Genomic DNA, 21839 nt, shown 5'->3' with positions numbered 1-21839 from the left:
GTCGTCCCTGTCGCCGCCGCCCCGCGCTCCGAGTCGCTCATGGCGTCGCCGCTGTCACCGCTTGGGCCAGGGCCCGGCACTCCGCCGGGTCGGCACCGCCGACGCCGAGGCCGGCCACCAACCGGTCGCCGTCCGCCAGGGGCAGGCCGCCCGCGACGCCGAGCACCCGCACCGGGTTCAGGCCGGTGATCGCCCCGCCGTACCACTCGGTCAGGCGCTCGCTGGGGACACCGAAGCGGGCGGCCGCCGCGGCCACGCCGAGGGCGATGTCGACGCCGCCGGCCGGCGCGTCCTCCATCCGGTCCTGCTGGATCGGATCGCCGCCGCGGTCCACCACCGCCACGCTGATGCGCAGGCCCCGGCGGCGCGCCCCGGCCAGCACCCGGTCGCACAGATCCTTGGCCCAGGCCAGCTCGTACTGCGCGGCGGCGGGTGGGGCGGGACGCATGCCGAGGCTGCTCTCCGGCGCCACCACCAGGTCGCCGAACCGCTGCCGCCAGCGGGCCGCGTCGTCGCCGTGCTGTCCCACGTACGCGATGTCCAGGGCGTACGCGATCAGAAGGTCCTCGGGGTTCGCCGGCTCGCCGGCGGCGCTGACGGCCTCGGGAGCCACCCCCTCGGGCAGGAACGGGCTGACCGTCGCCCCGGACGCGGCCACCCCGGCGACCACCACGCCGTCCTTGTCCCGCACCGGGATCCCGCCCGCACCCGGGAACATCGCCTCCGGGCTCACCCCCACGAACCCGGCCGAGATGGGCGCCGGCAGCGTCGTCATCCGGTGCAGATGCTCGGTGCTGGTGATCTGCTGGGTGGCGGCGATCCACGCCTTCGACCGGGCGCGCGCCATCCCGCCCGGGCCGCCGTGGTCGAGCCGGGAGGCGGTGATCAGCGCACCGCTCGCGCCGACCACGGCGACGCCACCGCGCAGTCCGAGCTGCTCGGCCTTGTCCACGGCCCGTTGCACCAGCTCACGTGCCTCGGCGAGCGGCAGATCGCGGGGGTGGGCGGACATCAGGCGCCGACCATGTTGTAGCCGCCGTCGGCCACCAGGTAGCCGCCGGTCATGTGGCTCGCGTCGTCGGTGGCGAGGAACAGTGCCGTGCCGGCCAGCTCGGCCGGGCCCGGGATGCGGCCCATCGGCGTCAGCTCGCGCAGCTGGTCGCCGCGGCCCGACTTCCAGTCCTTGCGGCCCAGCGTCGCCTCGGTCTCGATGAACCCGGGGGCGAACACGTTGACCCGGACGGTCGGGGCGAACGCGTGCGCGTACGACTTGGTGACGCCGAGCAGGCCGTACTTGGCCGCCGCGTACTGCGGGGCGCGGGCGCTGCCCCGCACGATGACGGTCGAGCCGATGTTGACGATCGCGCCGTGGCCCTGCTCGAGCATTCGCTTGCCGAACTCGTGGATGCAGGCCATGGTGCCCTTGATGTCGACCGCGAGGACGTGGTCGATCGACTCCTCGGTGATGTCGCGCCAGGACATCTGCTCGCGGGCCACGTCGCCGACGTTGTTGACCAGCACGTCGACGCCGTCGAGCTCGGTGAACGCCTCGTCGGCCAGGGCCGCGACCTGCGCCCACTCGACGATGTCGGCGCGCAGCAGGACCGGCTCGGCACCGGCCTCGCGGACCCGCTCGGCGGTGGCCTCGGCACCGGCCTTCGAGGACCGGTAGTGCACGCCGACGGCCCGGGCGCCTTCCCGGGCGGCGCGGATCGCGATCTCCGCCCCGAATCCGGTGCCGGCGCCGGTGACAACCACGGACCGGCCTTCGAACCGGCGAGGAACGGGGAGGGGGGTGAGTGGCACGGGTGGTCCTCCGTTTCGGGGTGATTTGTCGGAGTTACTCTCTCAGACCAGGACGCGGCCGCCGTCGACATAGAGAACCTGGCCGGTGATGAACCGCGCCCGGTCCGAGGAGAGGAAGGTGACCGCGTCGGCGACCTCCTCGGGCACGCCGAGCCGGCGCGCCGGGACCAGGCTCTCCAGGGCTTCCCGGTTGCCGTCCCGATCCAGGTGGTCCTTGGTCAGGGCGGTCTCGATGTAGCCGGGCGCCACCGCGTTGACGGTCACGCCCCGGGTCGCCCACTCCCGGGCCATCACCCGGATGAGCTGGTTGAGACCGCCCTTGCTGGCGGCGTACGGCGCGTGGTCGGCGTGCGCGAGCAGCCCCGAGACCGACGACACGAAGGTCATCCGGCCGTAGCCGGCGCCGACCATCTGGCCGCCCACCGCCTGGCCGAGCCAGTACGCCGTGGACAGGTTCAGCTCGACGATGTCCGCCCAGTCGTCGTCGCCCAGTTCGAGCACCGGCCGCCGCACGTTGCGCCCGACCGCGTGCACGAAGATCTGCGGCACGCCGACCAGCCCGGCCGCCTCGGCCGCCACCTCGCGGCAGCGGTCCGCCGAGCGCAGGTCGGCGACGACGGTCCGCACGGTGCCGCCGGCCTCCTTCGCCGTACGGGCCACCGCGTCGAGCCGCTCCTCGTCCACGTCGACGAGGACGACCGCGGCGCCCTGGATGGCGAGGCCGGCCGCGCTGGCGCCTCCCAGACCGCCGGCCCCGGCGACGAGGGTCGGCCGGCCGGAGAGTGACAACCAGTCCATGGGCACCTCACGCTTGTATTCTCGGCCTGCGAAAGTCACTATCCAGTAAGCTAGACCAGCCACCGGGGACTGTCCAGGCACGCCTTAAGCTGGGCGCCGTCGGTGAAATCCGTTTTCGAGAAGGTGATCCATGGCCGCCAGTCGGCGAAATCCCACGCCCGTCGCCACTCGCACCGCGAGCCCGGCCGCGGGCGGCGAGAAGCCGGAATACCGGGTGGAGGCGCTCGCCAAGGGGCTGCGACTGCTGAGCCTCTTCGACGAGCAGCGGCCCACCTGGCGGGTGAGCGACCTGGCCGTCGCGTCCGGGCTGCCGATGCCCACGGTCTACCGCGTGGTGATGACCCTGACCGCCGAGGGCTACCTCGATCATCTGCCGAACGGCGACTACCGGCCCGGGGTGCGCACGCTGACCCTCGGCGGGGCCGCGCTGCGCAGCCTCGACCTGGTCGCGCTGGCCACGCCCCGGCTGCAGCGGCTGGGCGAGACCACCGGCGAGACGGTCAACCTGGCCGTGCTCACCGGCGACCGGGTGCTCTACCTGATCCGCCTGCGCAACTCCGACCTGGTCACGGCCAACATCCAGGTCGGCTCGACGCTGCCCGCGGTGCACACCTCGATCGGCAAGCTGATGCTGGCGTGGCTCGACGAGGCCGAGCTGGTCGAGCGGATCACCGACGCCTCGTTCCCCGGCCAGCACGGCCCGAACGCCAAGGTGTCGCTGGACGAGCTGCGGCAGGAGCTGGTCCAGATCCGCGACCAGGGCTGGGCCCTGCAGGACGAGGAGCTGGCCCACGGGCTGCGCTCGGTGGCCGCCCCGATCACCGGCGCCGGCGGCCGGGTCATCGCCGGGGTCAACCTCGCGGTGCAGGCCCGCGACTGGTCGACCCAGCGCATCGTGCGCGAGCTCAAGCCGGTGCTGCTGGCGACGTGCGCCGAGATCTCGCAGCTGGCGGCCGGCCTGTGACGGCGCGGCTCGGCAAGCTCGCCCCGGCCGACCTCGACGACGACCAGCGCGCGGTCTACGCCGCGGTCGCCGGCGGCCGGCGCGCCCAGGGGCCACAGCTGTTCCCGCTGGTCGACGCGGACGGCGGGCTGGAAGGGCCGTTCAACGCGTTCCTCCTGCAGCCCCGGCTCGGGTTCGCGTGGCAGGCGCTCGGGGCGGCCGTGCGCTACGAGACGGCGCTGAGCGACCGGGCGCGCGAGATCGCGATCCTGGTCACCGCCGTCGCCGCGGACGCCGCCTTCGAGTGGGCCGCCCACGAGCCGATCGGCCGGCACGCCGGGCTGACCGGCGACGAGCTGGACGCGCTGCGCACGGGCCGGTTCGAGGCTCTCGCCGGCGAGCTCGAACGGGTGGTCGCGGCGACCGCCCACGCGCTCGTCGTCCGGCGCGATCTGGACGACGAGGAATACCGGCGGGCGCTCGGCATGCTCGGCGAGGCCGGCGTGTTCGAGCTGCTCACGATCGCCGGCTACTACCAGGCTCTGGCCATGCAGCTGCGGGTCTTCCGGGTTTCTTGACACCATGCGGGCCGCCGGGGCACGCTTCCATTTGACGTAATCGACTTTCACATTCCGAGAGCTGCGGTGATGGCGATGAAGCTGGTCACGTTCGACGACGGCCGGGTCGGCCGCCTGGACGGCGACACGGTGGTGGAGCTGGCCTGCGGGTCGACGCGGGAGTTCTTCGAGCGCGGCGGCCGGGTCGACGAGACCGGCGAACGGCTCGACCGGGCCGCGGTCCGGTTGCGCGCGCCGATCGTGCCGAAGAAGTTCTTCCACACGGCCGGCAACTTCACCGAGCACCACACCGAGCTTCAGGCCGTGAACTGGTCCCATCCCGTGCACAAGGGGATCGTGTTCTTTCAGAACGTCGACGCGATCATCGGGCCGGACGACGCGATCGTCTATCCCGAGGGCCTGACCAAGGAGCTCGACTACGAGCTGGAGCTCGGGATCGTGATCGGCCGCGCCGGAAAGTTCTTCTCGCCGGACGAGGCCGAGGACCACATCGCCGGCTACCTGATCTTCAACGACATCACCGCCCGGGACATCCAGCGGCAGGAGATGAAGTCCGGCGTCTTCTCGTTCTCCAAGGGCATCGACACGTTCTGCCCGATCGGACCGTGGATCGTGACCAAGGACGAGATCCCCGACCCGCAGAAGCTGGCGATGCGGCTGAAGGTCAACGGTCAGGTGCGCCAGCAGGGCAACACCGCCCAGATGGTCATCTCGATCCCCCACCTGGTCGCGCACCACTCGGCGCAGGGATACAGCGCCGGCGACATCATCACGACCGGCACCATCTCCGGGGTCGCCGCCGTGCAGCCCGACCCGTTCGACTTCTATCTGCGGCCGGGCGACGAGATCGAGGCCGAGATCGAGGGCATCGGCGTGCTGCGCAACCGGGTGGTGCCGTGGAGCGCGGCGCACGACACCCCGCCATACACCACGGACCTGTACTCGGAGACGGTCGGCTGATGCGGTTCGGCACGCTCGGCGGACGCCTCGTCCTGGTGGCCGACGGCCGCGCGCTCGACGTGGCCACCGCCTCCGGCGGGGCGCTCCCGTCCGGCGCCCGCGCCGCGCTCGCCCGCTGGGACGAGGTGCGGGCGTGGGCGCCGACCGCCGACCGGTCCGGGGCGGTCTCGGTCACCGAAGCCGAACTCGGACCGCCGGTGCCCGACCCGCGCCAGGTCTTCGCCGTCGCCCTCAACTACCGGCCGCACGCGGCCGAGGCGGGCTTCACCCCGCCGGACGCGCCGCTGGTCTTCACCAAGTTCCCGAGCTGCGTCACCGGCCCGGTCACCACCGTCGCCCTGCCGCCGGGCAATGTGGACTGGGAGATCGAGGTCGTCGCGGTGATCGGCGCCGGCGGACACCGCATCCCGCGGGCGGCGGCCTGGGACGCGATCGCCGGATTGACGTGCGGTCAGGACCTGTCCGAGCGGCTGACCCAGTCCCAGGGCCGGCCGGCGCAGTTCTCGCTCGGCAAGTCGTTCCCCGGCTTCGGCCCAACCGGACCGGTGGCGGTCACCCCCGACGCCTTCCCGGACCGCGACGACATCCGATTCGAGTCGACGCTGCTGAACGGATCGACGAGCGAGACCCTGCAGTCCGGCCGTACCGGAGACATGATCTTCCCGATCGACGACCTGGTCGCCCGGATCTCGGCGATCTGCCCGCTGCTGCCCGGCGACCTCATCTTCACCGGCACGCCGGCCGGAGTCGGCAACCGCCGCACCCCGCCGCGCTTCCTCCGGCCGGGCGAGACCCTGATCAGCCGCCTCGACGGCGTCGGCGAGCTCCGCCAGACCTTCGCTCAGGGCCCTAGATGAGGTCGGCGCCGCAGACGCTCCACTTGCGGTCGGCGTAGGTGAGGGTGAGCTCGAGCCGGCGGCGCGGGCCGGAGCGGTCGGCCAGATAGGCGACCACGTCGGCGTGGTGGCCGGCCTCGTCGGCGAAGCTGCCGTCGGCCACGGTGTGGGAGGCCGGGCGCGGGCCGGCGTCGACGAGGTCGGTGAAGGCGTCCCGGGTGGTGGCGTGGCGGGCGTCGCCGCACAGCAGGGCGTAGGCGCCGGCGTCGTCCCGGGCCTCGAGGCGCGCCAGGTAGTGGTCGGCGGCCGCCTTCGCGTCGTCGACGTCGGGGCCCAGACGCCACCAGGCGAAGAAGCCGAACACCGGGATCGCCAGCAGCCCGAGCAGCCCGAGCGTCAGCGCGACGGCCACGCCGATGACGACGCCGAGCCCGACGTTGCTGAGGCCGCCGCGCGGCCGCATGGTGGTCACGCCCGGGACGCTAGTCACCGCCCGCGGCGGATTGACCACGGTAATGTCACGGATCGGCTCTGAACCCGTCCATCGACGGGCGGCTATCACCGCTTTCGCTTACGCCGGCCGCGAACCGGGTTGCGGGAACCGGCTGCCCACTGATCGACTCGGCCGATGGACATCCTCATCCTCGGCGGCACCCAGTGGCTCGGCCGGGAGGTCGCCCGGCAGGCGGTCGGGCGGGGTCACACCGTCTCGTGCCTCGCACGTGGCCACAGCGGCCCGCCCGCACCCGGCGCCCGGCTGATCGCCGCCGACCGGCGCGATCCGCTCGCCTACGAACCGGCCCGCGACCAGTCGTGGGACGCGGTGGTCGAGGTCTCCTGGCAACCCGGCTTCGTGAAGCGGGCGCTCGCCGCCCTCGCCGACCGGGCCGGGCACTGGACGTACGTGTCGTCCGGCAACGCCTACGCGGCCTTCGACACGCCCGGCGCGGACGAGTCGTTCCCGCTGCGGGAACCCACCGACCAGGACGAGGCCGGCCGGGAACTCTACGGCGAGGCGAAGGTGGCCTGCGAGGACGCCAGTGCGGCCGCGCTCGGCGACCGGCTGCTCGTCGCCCGCTCCGGTCTGATCGGCGGCCCGGGCGACCGCAGCGGACGGTCCGGCGCCTGGGTCGCCCGCGCCGCCCGGTCGCCGGAGGAACCGATGCTGGTGCCGGACACCCCGGACCTGCCCACCCAGGTCGTCGACGTCCGCGACCAGGCCGCCTGGATCCTCGACTGCGCCGAACGCGGCACCGTTGGCGCGTACGACGTCGTCGGCCCCGTCGTGCCGTTCGGGGAATGGGTCGAGCTGTGCCGGCGGATCGGCGGGCACACCGGGCCCGTCGTGAGCGTGCCGCGGCAATGGCTCGTCGACCAGGAGGTCGAGCAGTACGGCGGCGAGGACTCGCTGGCGATGTGGAGCGTCGAGCCGGGATGGGAGGGCTGGTCGGCCCGCACCGGCGCGGCCGCCGTCGCCGCCGGCCTGCGCCATCGGGAGCGGGCCGGGCTGGTCACCGACGTTCTCGCCTACGAGCGGGCGGAAGGCCTCGACCGGCCCCGCAAGGCCGGCCTCAGCCCGCAACGGGAGCGGGCCCTGCTGGCCGCGTTCGGCGGGGCGTAGGCCGCCGCGCCGAGAGACACGAGGCCGGAGGCCACAGATCGATCGTCCACTCGCGTCTCAAGGGCATGACATCTCATGAACCGATGCGCCGGTGGTCGTGGCGCGGCCTGGTCGTGGGCGTCGCGGTCGCCGCGCTGGTGGGAGGGGCCGGGACGGCGTACGCCTCGCCGGTGCCGACCGGGCGCGTGACGCTGCCGTCGCCGCTCGCCGGGCCGGTGACCGGCGACGTCGTGCCGACCGACCCGGGCACCCACCTGCAGTTCCGGGTGTTCCTCGGCGGCCGGGACACGGCCGGACGGGTACGCACCGCGCGGGCGGTCTCGGAACCCTCGAACCCGGCGTACGCCCACTACCTGACGCCGGCGCGGTACCGGCAGCGGTACGGGGTCACCGAAGCACAGATCTCGGCGGTACGCGCGTGGCTGACCGGGCAGGGCATGACGGTCACCGGCGGGACCACCCACTACCTGGCCGTCGACGCGACCGTGGCGCAGGCGGCCGCGGCGTTCGCCACCACGTTCAAGACCTACCGGCAGGGCGACGACAAGTTCCCGTCCTATCAGGTCGCGCCGGCCGGTGACATGTCGGTGCCGGCCACTCTCAGCCCGGCCGTGCTGTCGGTCGACGGGCTCACCGCGTACGTCGACGGACCCCAACCGCAGGCGGCCGTGCGCCGCCCCTCGGCCGTGCGGGCCACCGAGCCCGCGGCCTTTCCCTGTTCGCACTACTGGGGTGAGCACCGGGTGAGCGTGCCGCGGGCCTACGGGCACACCTCGGCGCCGACCGAGACCTGCGGCTACACGCCGCAGCAGATGCGGTCCGCGTACGGCGTGACCGGCAGCCCCTACACCGGCCGGGGCGCGACCGTCGCGATCGTGCTCGACGCCCGCGTGCCGACGATGCTGGCCGACGCCGACGAGTTCTTCGCCGCGCACGGCCTGCCCGGGTTCAAGCCGGGCCAGTACACCGAGAACCTGCCGCCCGACTTCGACTGCAGCGAGTGGCCCGACGGCGACAACCCCGAAGAGGCCCTCGACGTGGAGACCGTCCACACCATCGCGCCCGACGCGAAGGTCGTCTTCGTGAGCGCCGGCTGCAACTACACCTACTGGGACTTCCTCGACGCCCACACCCGCGTCGTCGACTCGCACCTCGCCGACGTGGTGTCCGACTCGTGGCCGGGCATCGAGGGCGACACCTCGCCCGCGCTGATCGCCGCCTGGGAACTCATGCTGCAGCAGGGCGCGATCGAGGGCATCGGCATGAACTTCGCCTCCGGCGACTACGGCGACGGCACCTCCGGCACCAGCGAGCCGCCGATGGTGCCCTACCCGACCTCGGACGCCTGGGCGACCGGCGTCGGCGGCACCAGCCTGGCCATCGGCGCTGACGGCACGCGGCAGGCCGAGTGGGGCTGGGGCGACACCGTCACCCCGCTCGGCTCGAATCCGCCGGGCACGTTCGACATGGGTTCCGGCGGCGGCCTCAGCAAGAGGATCGCCCAGCCGTCCTATCAGCGCGGCATCGCCGGCTCGTCCCGGGCCCGCGTCGTGCCGGATGTCGCGGCCGACGCCGGAACCTTCTGGCTGGTCGGCTACACCGCGCCGAGCGAGCTGGCGCCGGTCGAGCCGGGCCCGTCGGACGGCGGCCCCGAACCGGGCCCGCCGGTCTACTCCGAACAGCCGGCGGGCGGCGGCACGAGTGGCTCGTCACCGTTGCTGGCCGCCCTGTTCGCCGACGCGAAGCAGGCCAGCGGGCACGCGCTCGGCTTCGTCAACCCGGCCCTCTACCGGCTGGCCGGCACCGGGGCCCTCCACGACATCCGCCCGGTCGACCCGGCCGACCCGCCGGTCAGCGTGGGCACGAAGTACTGCCAGGGCACCGCCGACGAGGAGCCGTGCCTGACGACGCACGGCATCGACTTCGGCCTCGGCGTGACCCCGGGCTTCGACGACGTGACCGGCCTGGGCACCCCGACCAACTCGTTCGTGACCGCCTTCGACTGATCGGTGACGAGGGCCGGTCGGCGGTGCTCAGCCGACCGGCCCGGTGGCCGGTTCGAGCAGCGACAATGTCCGCTGCCGCGCGTCAAGGGCGACGCGGATGCCGACCGGCATCGGCAGATTCGGGCCGGCGTGTCCGATGTCGACGTTGCCCAGGACCGGGATGTCGCGGTCCCCGAGCACGTCGAGGACGATCTCGGCCAGGGTCGGGGACGCGCCGGGCGCCTCGAGTCCGGCGATGTCGCGCGGAGTGCCGACGACCATGCCGGAGATCCGATCGAGAATGCCGGCGTGCCGCAGCACCTGCAGATAGCTCCACACGTAGGACGCCAGGCCGCCGATCTCCTCCCAGAACAGCACGGCACCGTCGAACCATGCGAGGGGCAGCGCGTACGGCGTGGCTTGCGCCAGCACGATGCGATTGATCACCCCGCCGATCAGCCGGCCTTCGGCCCGCCCGGGCCGCCAGCACTCCCACGACGGGCTCGACGGCAGCGCGCCGATCGCCTCGGTGCCGGTCAGCAAGCGGGAGTAGAGCTTCTCCAGTTCGGCCTGGCGGGACGCCGGCGCGGCCGGCCAATGCCCGCCGAAGCCCGGGGTGGCCATGTCGGCGTGGAACCCGACCAGACCCGTGCGGGCATAGAGCACCAGGTGCAGCAGCGAGATGTCGCTGTAGCCGAGGATCGGCTTGGGGTCGGCCCTGACCGCCTCGACGTCGATCAGGTCGAGGTAGCCGAGCACCGTCTGCCCGCCGTCGTTCGCGATGATCGCGCGCACCTCGGGATCGCGCAGAAGACCGTTGAGCTCCGCGGCGATCTCGGCCGGCGTCGCCGCGCTCCACCAACGGTGGCGCCCGGCTTCGAGCAGCGGTGCCCGGCGCACGCGGAATCCCATCCGCTCGAGCACGGCCACCGCCCGCTCGACGTTGGGTTCGTAGGCGGCCGGGAGCGGCCCGGACAGCGCGGCGATGACGACGAGGTCGCCCGGCCGGAGGGCACGAGGTCGAAGCAGTTCAGGTAGCACCGACGCAGTGTCCCCAGGCGGGCGACGACGCGCTACGGATTAAACGGCCGGCGTCAACAGCGAGCGCAGCCAGCGGAGGTTGACCGGAGGCTGGAAGGTTGCCCCGCTCTCGTGGCCGTTGTAGGGCCAGACCTGGAGCTGTTTCGGTCCGGCGTAACGGTTGTAGGCGGCGTACACAGTGGACGGCGGGCAGATGTCGTCCATCAGGCCGACCGTGTAGAGCGCGGGGGCGGTGCCGCGGGCGGCGAAGTGCAGGCCGTCGTAGTACGACAGCGTGGCGAACACGTCGTCGACCCGGTCGCGGTTGGTCTGGAGCATGTCCGACAGCTCGCGGTAGGGGTAGGCGTCGGTGATCTCGGTCGCGCGCCGGAAGTGGGTCAGGAACGGCACGTCGATGATGGCGCCGGCCAGGTCGGACCGGAGCCCGGCCACGGCCTGGCTGAGCGCGCCGCCCTGGCTGGCGCCGGCCACCACGACCCGCGACGGGTCGACCTCGGGGCGGGTCAGGGCCGCGTCGACCGCCCGTACGGCGTCGGTGAACAGCCGCCGGTAGTAGTAGTCGTCGCGGCTGAGCACGCCCCGGGTGATCAGGCCCTTGTGCTGGACGCCGACTCCGGGCACGTCGTCGGTGTCGCCGTCGCCCTGGCCGCGCGAGTCCATGACCAGCACGGAGTAGCCAGCGGCCGGCCAGACCAGCCACTCGTGGGGGCGGCCGCGGCCCCCGCCGTACCCGATGTAGTTGACCACGCAGGGGCGGGGGCCGCCCCCGGCCGCCGGGGTGAGGAACCAGCCCGCGACGGGTTGCCCGGCGTAGCCGGCGAAGCGCATGTCGTAGACCTTCACCTCGGGCAGCAGCACGTCGACCGGCGTGAACGTGGCTGCCAGATCGTGCCCGGAGGCGGCGGCCAGCGTCGACTTCCAGAACTCGTCGAAATCATCCGGTGCGGCGACGGAAGGGTTGAACGCGGCAAGTTGCTCAACCGGCAGGTCGAATTGCGCCATCAGGCATCCCCTAAAAAGATCATTCTTACCCCTTGCTGGCGCCCAATGTCAGCCCGGCGACGAAATGCCGCTGCAACGCCAGGTAGACGACGAGGGTCGGGATGACGGTGATCGTCGCCCCGGCCGCGATCAGGTTGTAGTTCATGAGGAACTGCCCCTGCAGGCTGCTGACGCCGGTCGTGATCGGCAGCCGGTCGCCGCTCTGGATGAACAGCAGGGGCCAGAAGAAGTCGTTGTACAGCCAGATCACCTGGAGGGTGGCGAGCGCGGCCAGCGCCGGGCGGGTCAGCGGCAGCACGATCCGCCGGAACTGCCGCCACACCCCCGCCCCGTCGACCAGCGCCGCCTCGGTGAGCTCGCCGGGCAGCGTCTTCATGTAGTTGGAGAGCACGAACGTGCAGAAGCCGAGCTGGAACGCGGTCTCGACGGCGATCACCGCGTAGTACGTGTCGAGCAGCGACCCCGAGGAGCTCAGTTGGTAGGGCAGCGGGGTGTGCTTGAACATCTCGAACAGCGGCGCGGCCAGCACCTGCGGCGGCAACATGTTGCCGGCGGTGAACAGGATCAGCAGCGTGACGTTGAACTTCCACGTGAAGCGGCTGACCGCGAACGCCATCATCGACGCGAGCACGAGCGTGAGGATGACCGCCGGTACGGCGATGTAGATCGAGTTCACGAAGTACGTCGGCAGCCGGCCCTGGGTCCAGGCGGTGGCGTAGTTGCCGAAGCCGAACGATCCCTGCAGGCTCCAGTAGCCGTATTTGTCGGTGTCGGCCTTGGGCCGCAACGACGTGTAGAGCGTCCACAGCAGCGGGGCCAGCCAGAGCACCGACATGGCCAGCAGAAACAGGTGGGTTCCATAGCGCGGGCGACGCATCACTCGGCCCTCCGGAACGTACGCACGAGGTAGATGACGATCGGGATCAGCGAGACGATCAGCAGCAGCACGGCCAGCGCCGACCCGACCCCGATCACCTGGCCCTCGCCGACCAGGTTCTGGATGACCAGGATGCTGAGCAGTTCGAGCCCGTTCGTGCCGTGATTGATCACCCACGCGATGTCGAAGGCTCTCAGCGCCTCGATGAACGTGATGACCACGACCAGGATGTTGATCTGGCGCATGGCCGGGAAGACGACCCGGAAGAACGTCTGCCGGCCGGTCGCCCCGTCGACCGAGGCGGCCTCGCGCAGGGTCGGGTCCAGCCCCTTCAGCCCGGCCAGATAGAGGATCATGATGTACCCGGCGTGCCGCCACCCGGTCGCGACCAGCGCCGCCCACAGGTTCACGTGCGGATCGCCGAACCAGTCGACCGCGCTCGGTTTCCCGGCCGTGCCGAGCAGGTTGTTGAGCAGGCCCTCGTCGCGGGCGTAGACGAGCTGCCAGATGATGCCGACCAGCACCAGCGAGAGCATCACCGGGGTGAAGAAGATGCTCTGGTAGATCCGGGTGCCCTTGATCTGCTGGTCGAGCAGCACCGCCAGCAGCAGGCCGAGCGGGGTCGCGACCAGCGCCAGGAAGGCCAGCCAGATGACGTTGTGCCAGATGGCGGGCCAGAACGGCGGATAGTCCTCGAGCGCGAACCGGTAGTTGCCGAACCCGGCCGACTTGATGTCGGAGATGGCCAGCCCGTTCCAGTGGGTGAAGGACAAGCCGATCGACAGCAGCGTCGGGATCCAGATCAGGACGGCCTGGATCAGCGTCGGGACGGCCACCATGACGGTGAGCACCGCCTTGTCGCCCCCGGTGAGACGACGGACACGACCCGCCATCAGGCTGAGGCGTACAGCGTCTTGGCCTGCGTCTCCATGCTGTTCAGGTCGATCTTCCCGTCCTTGAGGAAGCTCTGGAGCGCCGGGATCATCACGTTGGTCGCCATCGCGGGCAGCGCGTCGCGGTCGAAGAACTGGCTGACGTTCTTCGACTGGGCGATCATCTCGGCCGCCTTCTTCTGGATCGGCGAGAACGTCGAGGTGTCGGCGTCGGCCGCGGTCTGCAGGTTGGACGGGTCCTTCGAGGCGTACGCGTCCTGCGCCGCCCCGGTTCCCAGGTATTTGAGGAACGCCTTGGCGGCCGGGTTGTCCTTGCCCTTGGCCGACAGCACGAACCCGTCGATCGGCGCCTCGATCGCGTCGGTGCCCTCGACCGCGATCGCCGGGAACGGGAAGAAGTCGAGGTCGTCCACGATGGACTTGTCGGTGATCTCCTGGAGCAGGAACGTGCCGATCAGGTACATGCCCGACTTCTTGTTGGCCATGTTGTGGGCCGCCTGCTGCCAGGTCGCGCCGAGCGAACCGGTGTCCTGGAAGGGCAGCAGCTGCTTCCAGTGGTCGAAGACCGCCTGCACCTTGGGCGAGCTCCACGACTCTTTGTGCGCCGTCAGGTCGACGTGGAACTGGTAGCCGTTGGTGCGCATGTTGAGGTAGTCGAAGGTGCCCATGGCCGGCCAGCCGTCCTTGTCGCCGAAGGCGATCGGGCTCAGGCCGTCCTTCTTCATCTGCGTGCAGAGCGCGATCAGCGCGTCCCACGTGGCCGGCACCTGGTAGCCGTGCTGCTGCCAGACGCTCTTGCGGTAGAAGACGGCCCACGGGTAGTTGTAGTTGGGCACCAGGAACTTCTTGCCGTCGTTGGACGACGCGTCGGCCAGGCCGGCCCCGAAGTTCTTGCCGATCGTCTCCCACACGTCGTCGACCGGCGCGAGCAGGCCCTTGGCCGCGTAGTAGCGCATCCGGTAGCCGGCGAACCAGGTGACGACGTCCTCCGGGTTCGACTGCAGGTAGCTGCTGATGTTGTTGACGAGCTGGTCGCGCGGCATGACGTTGAGGCGCACGGTATCGCCGGACGAGCTCTGGAAGCCGTCGACCATCGCCTGGATGCCGGACTTCGGCACGGCGTCGGCGAGACCGGACCCGAGCGAGGTGGCCTTGCTGTCGGCGCTCGCCGGCGGCTTGCCGCCGCTGCAGGCGGCGAGAATCGGTATCGCGCCGAGAGCGGCGGCACCCTTGATTACCGTACGGCGTGAATAGCTCATGATCTACTCCGAGTCGTCGATGCGTGTCAGCCGGACGAGCACGCTCGCGTGATCGCCGGCCGGAAGGTCGAGGGGCAGGCCGCTGGTGAGCAGGGCCGCCCCGGAGTGCGTCGCCCCGGTATCGAGATCGCGGTAGACGCCCTGGGGGTCGACCGCGGTGAGCCGCAACGGCCCGGGGGTGTGGCCGTACGGACGGCTCGGGCACCAGGCGAGGATCACCTGGTCGGCGCCGAGCACGTAGTGGACGCCGGTGAGCGTTCCGCCGCCGCTCACCCGGTAGGCCGTGCCGTGCTGCACGACCGGTCGCACCACCTTGTAGGCGGCGACCAGACCGGCCGCCTCCTTGAGTTCTTCGGTGGTCCACGCGGTCAGGTTCCCGCCGAGGCCGAGCACGCCGGCCATCGCGACGTGGAAGCGGAACCGCAGCGGGATGACCCGCCCGGTGGTGACGTTCGGGCTGTCGGTGACCCAGGCGCCCATGACCCGGGCCGGGAACAGCTGGCCGAAGCCGTGCTGAATCGCGATCCGGTCGACCGCGTCGGTGTTGTCGGACGGCCACACCTGGTCGGTGCGGCGCAGGATGCCCAGGTCGGCCCGGCCGCCGCCACCGGCGCACGACTCGATGCGCAGGCCGGGGTGGTCGGCCCGGAGCCGGTCCATGATCTGGTAGACGGCCCGGGTGTGTGCCAGGTGCACCCGGTCCGGGTCGGGGTGGCCGGGCCAGCCCGCCTCGGTGAACGGGCGGTTGGCGTCCCACTTGAGGAAGTCGAGGCCCAGGTCGCCGACGAGCGCGTCGAGCCACTGGTGGGTCCAGGCCGCGACGTCCGGGCGGCCCAGGTTGAGCACCAGTTGGTGGCGCATCTCGGTCCGCCGCCGGTGCGGCATGTGCAGCACCCAGTCGGGGTGCGTGCGGTAGAGGTCGCTGTCCGGGTTGACCATCTCGGGTTCGAGCCACAGGCCGAAGCGCATGCCGAGCCGGCGTACCTCGGCGGCCAGGGGGGCCAGGCCGCGGGGGAAGCGATGCGGGTTGGGGGTCCAGTCGCCCAGACCGGCCCGCTCGCTGGTGCGGGCGCCGAACCAGCCGTCGTCCATCACGAACAGCTCGGCGCCGAGGCCGGCGGCGCGCGCGGCCAGGGCGAGTTGTCCCGCCTCGTCCACGTCGAAGCCGGTGGCCTCCCAGGAGTTGTAGAGCACGGGACGGGTCTCCCGCGTTTCGGGCAGGATCTCGTCGCGTACGTATCGGTGCCAGGACCGGCTCGCCCCGCCGAACCCCGACCGGGTGTGCAGGCCGGCGAAGACCGGCGTCTCGAGGGTCTCGCCGGGCGCGAGGGTCCAGCTCAGGCCCTCGTGGCCGAAGCCGCCGGTGAAGCCGGCCCGGCCGGACGGGTCGCGGTGCACGGTGATGCGCCAGCTGCCGCTCCAGGCGAGGGCGGCGCTGAAGACCTCGCCGTGCTCCTCGCCCGCGGTGCCGTCGTCGATCGCCAGCCACGGGTTGGCGTGGTGGCTGGTCACGCCGCGCCGGCTGGTGAGCACGGTCTCGGCGGTCGGGAGATCGGCCCGCTGGAGGCGGAATTCGCTGCTCCAGGCGCCGACCAGGTGGCTGAGCCGGTGCCGCGGACCGGCCGGGACGGTCCACGCGGCGGAGTCGCAGCGCAGCACCGCGATCGGGGTGGTGCCGTGGTTGGTCACCTCGGTCCAGCGCTCGAGGACGTCGCCGGCCAGCCGGTAGTGCAGCGCGACGGCGAGCGGGTAGTGCCGGTCGGCCAGGTCGATGCGCAGGCTTTCCGCTTCGACGCGAGCGCCGGTGTGGCGCCATTCGACCGCCCTCGTGCCGTCGGCGAAGCGCACCCGCAGCGCGGCCGGGCCGAACCGCGGGCCGCCCTCGACGGGCAGCTCCTCGGGCCCGACGCCGTGCTCGAAGCTGCTGGCGGCCGGGTGGGGCGTCCGCTCGTCGCGGTCGGCCAGTTCGGCCGCCTGGTCCAGGGTGACCGGCTCGCCCCAGTGGACGTGCCGGACCCCGTCGTCGGCGGCGAGCCGGACGGCGTAGGAGGTGGACGGCCCGGTCAGCAGCCAGAGGCGGCGGTGGGGCTCGAATTCAACGGCAGCGGGCATGCAGTCCTCGCGGTTACACGTGGATGTCGTGTCGATGACGGAGGCTATGGCCGCGGATTCTCAGAAATCAATACTTGACGAAGTTAATTATTCGTCCTAGCTTTCGGACATGTCTCCGGTAGACGACGCCGTTCTCGCCGCGTCCCCGGCCGCCGCGGCCATCCTGACCGCGCTGGTCATCGAGGGCCCGCAGAGCCGGGTGAGCCTCGCCCGCAAGCTCGGGCTCTCGTCGGCCGCGGTCACCAAGGCGGCGCGGCCCCTGATCGACGCCGGCTACCTGACCGAGCACGCCGCCACCGAGCGCACCGGCCCCGGCGCCGGCCGCCCGGCGGCCCCCCTGTCGGTCTGCCCGGACCGGGAGTTCTTCGTCGGTGTCAAGCTGACCGGCGACGAGCTCATCGGTGTGGTGTGCGACCTGTCCGCCCAGGTGCGGGCGGTCGCCCACCATCGCCTGGCCAGCGCCGAGGTCGACGACGTGATCGCGTCGATCGCGGCGCTGGTCTCGGGTCTGCTGGACGATCCCGTCTACCGCGAGCGCACCGGCCGGATCGGCCTCGCGGTCTCCGGGGACGTCGACCGCCAGTCCGGGCTGGTCCGCTACTCACCCTTCCTGCGCTGGCACAACGTGTCCCTGGCCAAACTCGTCACGGACGCCACCGGCCTGGTGGCGACCGTGGAGAACGACGTCAAGGCGCTCACCACGGCCGAGCACTGGTTCGGCGAGGGGGCCGGGGCGGACTCGTTCGCCCTGGTCACGGTCGGATCCGGGATCGGCTGCGGGCTCGTCGTCAACGGGCGGCTGGTCGCCGGCGGCCACGGGGTGGCGGGCGAGATCGGTCATCTCAGCGTCGACGCGGCCGGGCCGTTCTGCTACTGCGGCGGGCGGGGCTGCGTCGAGGCGATCGCCGGCACCGAGCCGCTGGTCGCCCAGGCCCGCACGGTCACCGCCCGGCCTTCCCTGTCCCTCGATGAGGCGGTCGCCCTGGCCCGGGGCGGGGATCCCGGGGTCTCCGCGGTGTTCGCCCGGGCCGGCGAGGCCATCGGGCTCGGCATCGCGGCGGTCGCCAACCTGGTCGGCCCCAGCCGGATCGTCGTGTCCGGCGAAGGGCTGGCCGCCTACGACCTTTTCGAGACGTCCATCCGGGCGGGCTTCGAGCGGCAGGCCTTCGGGGCGGCCGCGGACTGCCCGCTCTCCATCCGGCCCCTGCCGTTCGAGGAGTGGGCGCGCGGGGCCGCCGCCGTCAGCATCCAGTCACGAATCGTTCCGCTCCCCTAAGCCTTCCTCCCTCTGAAGTTCGTCCACAGTCGGGCCGTCGCCCCCCGGCGGCCCGCCTGTGGACGGGCGACACCCCCTGCTCACCTGGAGGTTCAGCAGTGAGACCCGCTCGCATCGCTCTGGCCGTGCTCGGCTCAGGGCTGGCGCTCACCCTCGGCGCCACCCCGGCCAACGCGGCCCCGACCGGCAAGCCGTTCCCCAAACCGACCCCGTCGAGCACCGCGACCGACCCCGGCCGGGTCACCAAGGACCCGTCCGCCGCCCAACGGTCCAGCGCGATGGCGCAGGCCGCCCAGCAGGCCTCGGCCGGCGTCGCCGACACGCCGCTGATGGGCTGGTCGAGCTGGAGCATGGAGTCCTCCACCCGGCCCGGTCTCAACCCCGACGGCGGCGGCAGCTGGCTCACCCAGGACAACCTGCTCAAGCAGGTCGACGCGGTCGCCGAGAACCTCAAGCCGTACGGCTACCAGTACATCAACATCGACGCCGGCTGGTCGCGTGACATCACCGGCGGCGGCTGGGACGCGCTGCACTTCGACGGGAACGGCCGCGAGATCGCGTCGCCGCAGCGCTTCCCGGACGGGATGAAGCCGGTCGCCGACTACATCCACAGCAAGGGCCTCAAGGCCGGCATCTACCTCGCGGTCGGCCTCGACATCCCGGCCTACAACGACGGCAGGACGCCGATCGCCGACGCGCCCGGCTGCACCACCGGCGACATCGTCTACCCCGACCTGCGGACGACCAACGGCTGGGACATCGGCTACAAGATCGACTTCAGCAAGCCGTGCGCGCAGAAGTACATCGACTCGCAGGCGGCGCTGATCGCGTCCTGGGGCTTCGACTTCCTCAAGCTGGACGGCGTCGGCCCGGGCTCGTTCAAGAGCGGCGACAACTACAACAACGTCGCCGACGTGCAGGCGTGGAAGGCCGCGATCGCCAAGACCGGCCGTCCGATCCGGTTCCTGATCTCGTGGTCGCTCGACCGTGGCTACGCCGCCGACTGGAAGGCCAACTCCAACGGCTGGCGCATCGACACCGACGTGGAGTGTTACTGCAACACGCTGGTGACCTGGAACAACTCGGTCAAGATCCGGTGGGACGACGTGCCGGCGTGGCAGCCGTGGGCCGGTCCCGGCGGCTGGAACGACCTCGACTCGCTCGACGTCGGCAACGGCGAGGTCGACGGTCTCACCCCCGACGAGCGACGGGCGTACATGACCCTGTGGGCGATCTCGGCGGCGCCGCTCTACACCGGTGACGACATCTCGCAGCTCGACGCGTACGGGCGGTCTCTCCTCACGAATCGTGAGGTCATCGCCATCGACCAGCAGGGCGTCGCCGCACGACCGGTGACCCCGAACGGCACCGCGCAGGTCTGGGGAGCGCCCAATAAGGACGGTTCCTACACGGTGGCGCTGTTCAACATGGGCTCGTTCCCGGCCCAGGTGTCGGCCAATTGGACCAGCCTCGGGTTCAGCGGCCGCGCCGGCGTCCGCGACGTGTGGGCGCAGCGCGACCTCGGCTCGGCCGACGGCGGCATCTCGGCGACCGTCCCGGCCCACGGCACGATGCTCTACAAGGTCACCCCGGCCCGGCACAGCGGCCCGGGCGTGACGGCGTACGAGGCGGAGAGCCCGGCCAACGCGGCGGTCAACGGCGCCGGAGTGGCCGACTGCGCGAACTGCTCGGGCGGCAAGAAGGTCGGCAACCTGTACAACGGCGGGGCGCTGCAGTTCAAGAACGTCAAGGTGAGCCGCACCGGCACCTACCAGGTCGACATCCGGTACGTCAGTGGCGACCCGCGCTCGGCGACGGTCTCCGCGAACGGGCAGTCGCCGGTGACGCTGGGCTTCGTGTCGAGCGGCGCCTGGGACCGGCCGGCCACCGCGACCGTGCCGCTCCATCTGAACGCCGGAATCAACACGGTCGAGATCGACAGCAGTTCGGCCGTCTACTCCCCGGACGTCGACGCGATCCAGGTGCCGACGTCGCCCCGATAGGTCTTTCCACATAGGAAGCGGGTCACGCTCTGGGGAGGGCGTGACCCGCTTCATCTATTCAGCTGACTTCAGCTGACTTCAGTGACCCCGGTGGCCCCGGTGCCCGCGGTGATCGAAGCCGCGGAAGTTGTTCCAGCGGCCGTCGAAGTGGTGGCCGCTGACCATGAACGGACGGTTCCAGCTGTCCCAGTTGTTCTCGGACACCGAGAGCGCCCAGTCGCCGTCGCCGGCGTAGAAGCAGTTGTAGTCGTCCCAGCGGCCCTGGGCCTCGCCGATCCGGCCGACGGTGTTGCAGATGCGCGGGCTGTCGAAGTAGCTCACGACCCGGTCGTCGCCCCAGTGCGCCTTGACCGACGCCGACGCCTGGTGCGAGGCCCCGGCGGTGGACGCCTGGGCCGGGCCGGCGAGCGCGACGGCGGCACCGAGACCCATGCCGGCGATGGCAAGTAGACGCGTGATGCGGTTCATCAGATTTCTCCTCAAATTTCCGAAATTTCGGTCTTGCTGAGATTGAGGAGACCAGGTTGTCGCGACGGTTTCCGCCAGATCTCGAAAACCGTCGCCTGATCGGGGCGCCAACCCCCTTTTCGCGGTAATACTTTCGGCTAAGTCCTGATCAACCGGCCGGCAGACAGGTGTGCCGCGACCGCTTTCAGGGCACTGATGGTCTCTTTGTCGCGGGCCGGGTCGTCCTGCGTGGGCCAGGCGCTGCACTTGACGATCACGACGCGGGCGGCCGGGTCGACGTAGAGATACTGCCCGTGAACGCCCACGCCGGTGAAAGCGCCGTCATCCAGGGTCCACCAGTGGTTGGCGTACCCGTAGTGCGGATATCCGCTCGGGCCCAGCGTGCCCACGCCGTGACGCGGGACCCGGCTCCGGCGTACCCAATCGGCCGGAACCACCCGCTCACCCGCCGCCAGGCCGTCGTCCGCCATCACCTGGCCGAGGCGGGCCAGATCGCGCGCGGTCGCGTTGAGCGACCCCGCGCCGATCGCGGTCCGCGGCCTGCGCCGGGTCAGCCAGTAGTAGGCGTCGCGCTCGGCCCCGATCCTCCGCCACAGCTTGCGGCTCGCGTAGCGGGCGAGCGTCTCGCCGGTCGCCGCCTCGAGAACCCAGCCGAGAACCTGGCTGTCGAAGGTCGAATAGTTGAAGCGCTCCCCTTTGGTCGCGCTTCTCCGCGCGCTTTTCACGATCTCCACGACGTCGCCGCCGCCCGCGACCGCCCGCTCGAAGCGCTTGATGCCGCTGTCCTCGACGTCCCAGACCTCGAGGTCACCGACCCCGCTGGTCATGTCGAGCAGCTGGGCGACCGTGACGTCCTGATAGGCGGTGCCCCGGAAGTCGGGCCGGTAGGCGCTCACCGGGTCATCGACCCCGGCGATCAGCTTTTCGGCGAGCGCGATGCCCACCATGATCGACAAAACCGACTTCGACACCGAGAACAGCTGCATGCGGGCGCCCGGGCGGGCGAAGGCTCCCGGGTACGCCTCATGCACGAGCATGCCGTCCCGCAGCACCACGAAGGCGGTCGTGTTGGTGCGCCGGTGCAGGTCGTCGAGGTTGTAGCCGTCGCCGTAGGTCAGCAGGCCCAGGTCAGCGGGCTCCTCGGGGAACGGGTTGGGCTGCCCCTTGGCGATCCGCTCGGTCGGCAGCACCCAGTTCATGTGGGTGAAGGTCCACTCGTTGAACGGCCTGCGCATGATCAGGTCGCCTTGCCGCTCCCACCAGTTCGTCGTCATGTCCGTTCCCCCGTGCCTCTCGTTCCGCTTACACACGGGTACGGAGCGTGATTCTCGATAGTTCAGATGCGTTTTTTCTTTTTCGGTCGATCACGCTTTCCGACCGG

General features: G+C 71.3%; 20 protein-coding genes. 8 read left to right on the top strand and 12 right to left on the bottom strand.

Annotated features, from left to right (window positions below; genetic code table 11):
- Positions 1-37 precede the first annotated feature (37 nt).
- From AB0M88_RS00545 to AB0M88_RS00535, 3 genes are all read right to left on the bottom strand, one after another.
- The gene (locus AB0M88_RS00545) at positions 38-1012 is read right to left on the bottom strand and encodes a heme-binding protein (RefSeq protein WP_364093293.1); all 975 of its coding nucleotides are present in this window, start codon (positions 1010-1012) and stop codon (positions 38-40) included.
- Complete coding sequence (locus AB0M88_RS00540; protein WP_364093290.1) at positions 1012-1758, bottom strand: SDR family oxidoreductase; 747 nt, start codon at positions 1756-1758, stop codon at positions 1012-1014. The genes AB0M88_RS00545 and AB0M88_RS00540 overlap by 1 nt, the downstream gene beginning before the upstream one ends.
- Before the next feature lie 90 nt (positions 1759-1848).
- Positions 1849-2604 (bottom strand): SDR family NAD(P)-dependent oxidoreductase, encoded by a 756-nt coding sequence (locus AB0M88_RS00535; RefSeq protein ID WP_364093287.1) that lies wholly within the window; start codon positions 2602-2604, stop codon positions 1849-1851.
- Positions 2605-2734: 130 nt separating this feature from the next.
- Here AB0M88_RS00535 and AB0M88_RS00530 point away from each other — a divergent pair, with 130 nt between their 5' ends.
- From AB0M88_RS00530 to AB0M88_RS00515, 4 genes are all read left to right on the top strand, one after another.
- Positions 2735-3568 (top strand): IclR family transcriptional regulator, encoded by an 834-nt coding sequence (locus AB0M88_RS00530; RefSeq protein WP_364093284.1) that lies wholly within the window; start codon positions 2735-2737, stop codon positions 3566-3568.
- On the top strand, positions 3565-4125 hold the full coding sequence (locus AB0M88_RS00525; protein WP_364093282.1) for a carboxymuconolactone decarboxylase family protein: 561 nt from the start codon (positions 3565-3567) through the stop codon (positions 4123-4125). Before AB0M88_RS00530 ends, AB0M88_RS00525 begins: the two co-directional genes overlap by 4 nt.
- A gap of 69 nt (positions 4126-4194) precedes the next feature.
- On the top strand, positions 4195-5085 hold the full coding sequence (locus tag AB0M88_RS00520) for a fumarylacetoacetate hydrolase family protein (protein WP_364093279.1): 891 nt from the start codon (positions 4195-4197) through the stop codon (positions 5083-5085).
- Complete coding sequence (locus tag AB0M88_RS00515) at positions 5085-5942, top strand: fumarylacetoacetate hydrolase family protein (protein ID WP_364093276.1); 858 nt, start codon at positions 5085-5087, stop codon at positions 5940-5942. Before AB0M88_RS00520 ends, AB0M88_RS00515 begins: the two co-directional genes overlap by 1 nt.
- Here AB0M88_RS00515 and AB0M88_RS00510 read toward each other — a convergent pair.
- Complete coding sequence (locus AB0M88_RS00510; protein ID WP_364093273.1) at positions 5935-6393, bottom strand: hypothetical protein; 459 nt, start codon at positions 6391-6393, stop codon at positions 5935-5937. The two genes, AB0M88_RS00515 and AB0M88_RS00510, sit on opposite strands and share 8 nt — an antisense overlap.
- Before the next feature lie 156 nt (positions 6394-6549).
- Between AB0M88_RS00510 and AB0M88_RS00505 the strand changes: the two genes are divergently transcribed.
- Together AB0M88_RS00505 and AB0M88_RS00500 are read left to right on the top strand one after the other, a co-directional pair.
- On the top strand, positions 6550-7542 hold the full coding sequence (locus AB0M88_RS00505; protein ID WP_364093270.1) for a reductase: 993 nt from the start codon (positions 6550-6552) through the stop codon (positions 7540-7542).
- Positions 7543-7625: 83 nt separating this feature from the next.
- Positions 7626-9548 (top strand): S53 family peptidase, encoded by a 1923-nt coding sequence (locus AB0M88_RS00500; RefSeq protein ID WP_364093267.1) that lies wholly within the window; start codon positions 7626-7628, stop codon positions 9546-9548.
- Positions 9549-9575: 27 nt separating this feature from the next.
- Here AB0M88_RS00500 and AB0M88_RS00495 read toward each other — a convergent pair whose 3' ends face one another.
- The 6 genes from AB0M88_RS00495 to AB0M88_RS00470 are packed head-to-tail and all read right to left on the bottom strand — an operon-like array spanning position 9576 to position 16711.
- Positions 9576-10568, bottom strand: a complete 993-nt coding sequence (locus AB0M88_RS00495; protein WP_364093264.1) for a S66 peptidase family protein — start codon at positions 10566-10568, stop codon at positions 9576-9578.
- Positions 10569-10607: 39 nt separating this feature from the next.
- Complete coding sequence (locus tag AB0M88_RS00490; RefSeq protein ID WP_364093261.1) at positions 10608-11570, bottom strand: acetylxylan esterase; 963 nt, start codon at positions 11568-11570, stop codon at positions 10608-10610.
- Between the two features lie 25 nt (positions 11571-11595).
- Positions 11596-12447, bottom strand: a complete 852-nt coding sequence (locus AB0M88_RS00485; protein ID WP_364093507.1) for a carbohydrate ABC transporter permease — start codon at positions 12445-12447, stop codon at positions 11596-11598.
- Positions 12447-13340, bottom strand: a complete 894-nt coding sequence (locus AB0M88_RS00480; protein ID WP_364093258.1) for a sugar ABC transporter permease — start codon at positions 13338-13340, stop codon at positions 12447-12449. Before AB0M88_RS00480 ends, AB0M88_RS00485 begins: the two co-directional genes overlap by 1 nt.
- Positions 13340-14599 carry an ABC transporter substrate-binding protein gene (locus AB0M88_RS00475; protein ID WP_364093255.1) on the bottom strand — a complete coding sequence of 420 codons (1260 nt, stop codon included), beginning with the start codon at positions 14597-14599 and terminating at the stop codon, positions 13340-13342. The genes AB0M88_RS00480 and AB0M88_RS00475 overlap by 1 nt, the downstream gene beginning before the upstream one ends.
- 3 nt (positions 14600-14602) lie before the next feature.
- Entirely contained in the window at positions 14603-16711 is a 2109-nt protein-coding gene (locus AB0M88_RS00470) for an alpha-galactosidase (protein WP_364093252.1), read from the bottom strand.
- 109 nt (positions 16712-16820) lie between these two features.
- Between AB0M88_RS00470 and AB0M88_RS00465 the strand changes: the two genes are divergently transcribed.
- Positions 16821-17987 (top strand): ROK family transcriptional regulator, encoded by a 1167-nt coding sequence (locus AB0M88_RS00465; RefSeq protein WP_364093249.1) that lies wholly within the window; start codon positions 16821-16823, stop codon positions 17985-17987.
- A gap of 98 nt (positions 17988-18085) precedes the next feature.
- Complete coding sequence (locus AB0M88_RS00460; RefSeq protein ID WP_364093247.1) at positions 18086-19990, top strand: carbohydrate-binding protein; 1905 nt, start codon at positions 18086-18088, stop codon at positions 19988-19990.
- Between the two features lie 78 nt (positions 19991-20068).
- Here the strand turns inward: AB0M88_RS00460 and AB0M88_RS00455 are convergent, their stop codons facing one another.
- Positions 20069-20458 carry a hypothetical protein gene (locus AB0M88_RS00455; protein ID WP_364093244.1) on the bottom strand — a complete coding sequence of 130 codons (390 nt, stop codon included), beginning with the start codon at positions 20456-20458 and terminating at the stop codon, positions 20069-20071.
- A 137-nt stretch (positions 20459-20595) separates the two neighbouring features.
- Positions 20596-21732, bottom strand: coding sequence for a serine hydrolase (locus AB0M88_RS00450; protein WP_364093243.1), 1137 nt, complete (start codon positions 21730-21732; stop codon positions 20596-20598).
- Positions 21733-21839: the final 107 nt, after the last annotated feature.

Origin of the sequence: Actinoplanes sp. NPDC051411, from assembly GCF_040682075.1 — a bacterium.
GTDB lineage: Bacteria > Actinomycetota > Actinomycetes > Mycobacteriales > Micromonosporaceae > Actinoplanes.
This window is presented reverse-complemented; position numbering and strand designations above follow the sequence as displayed.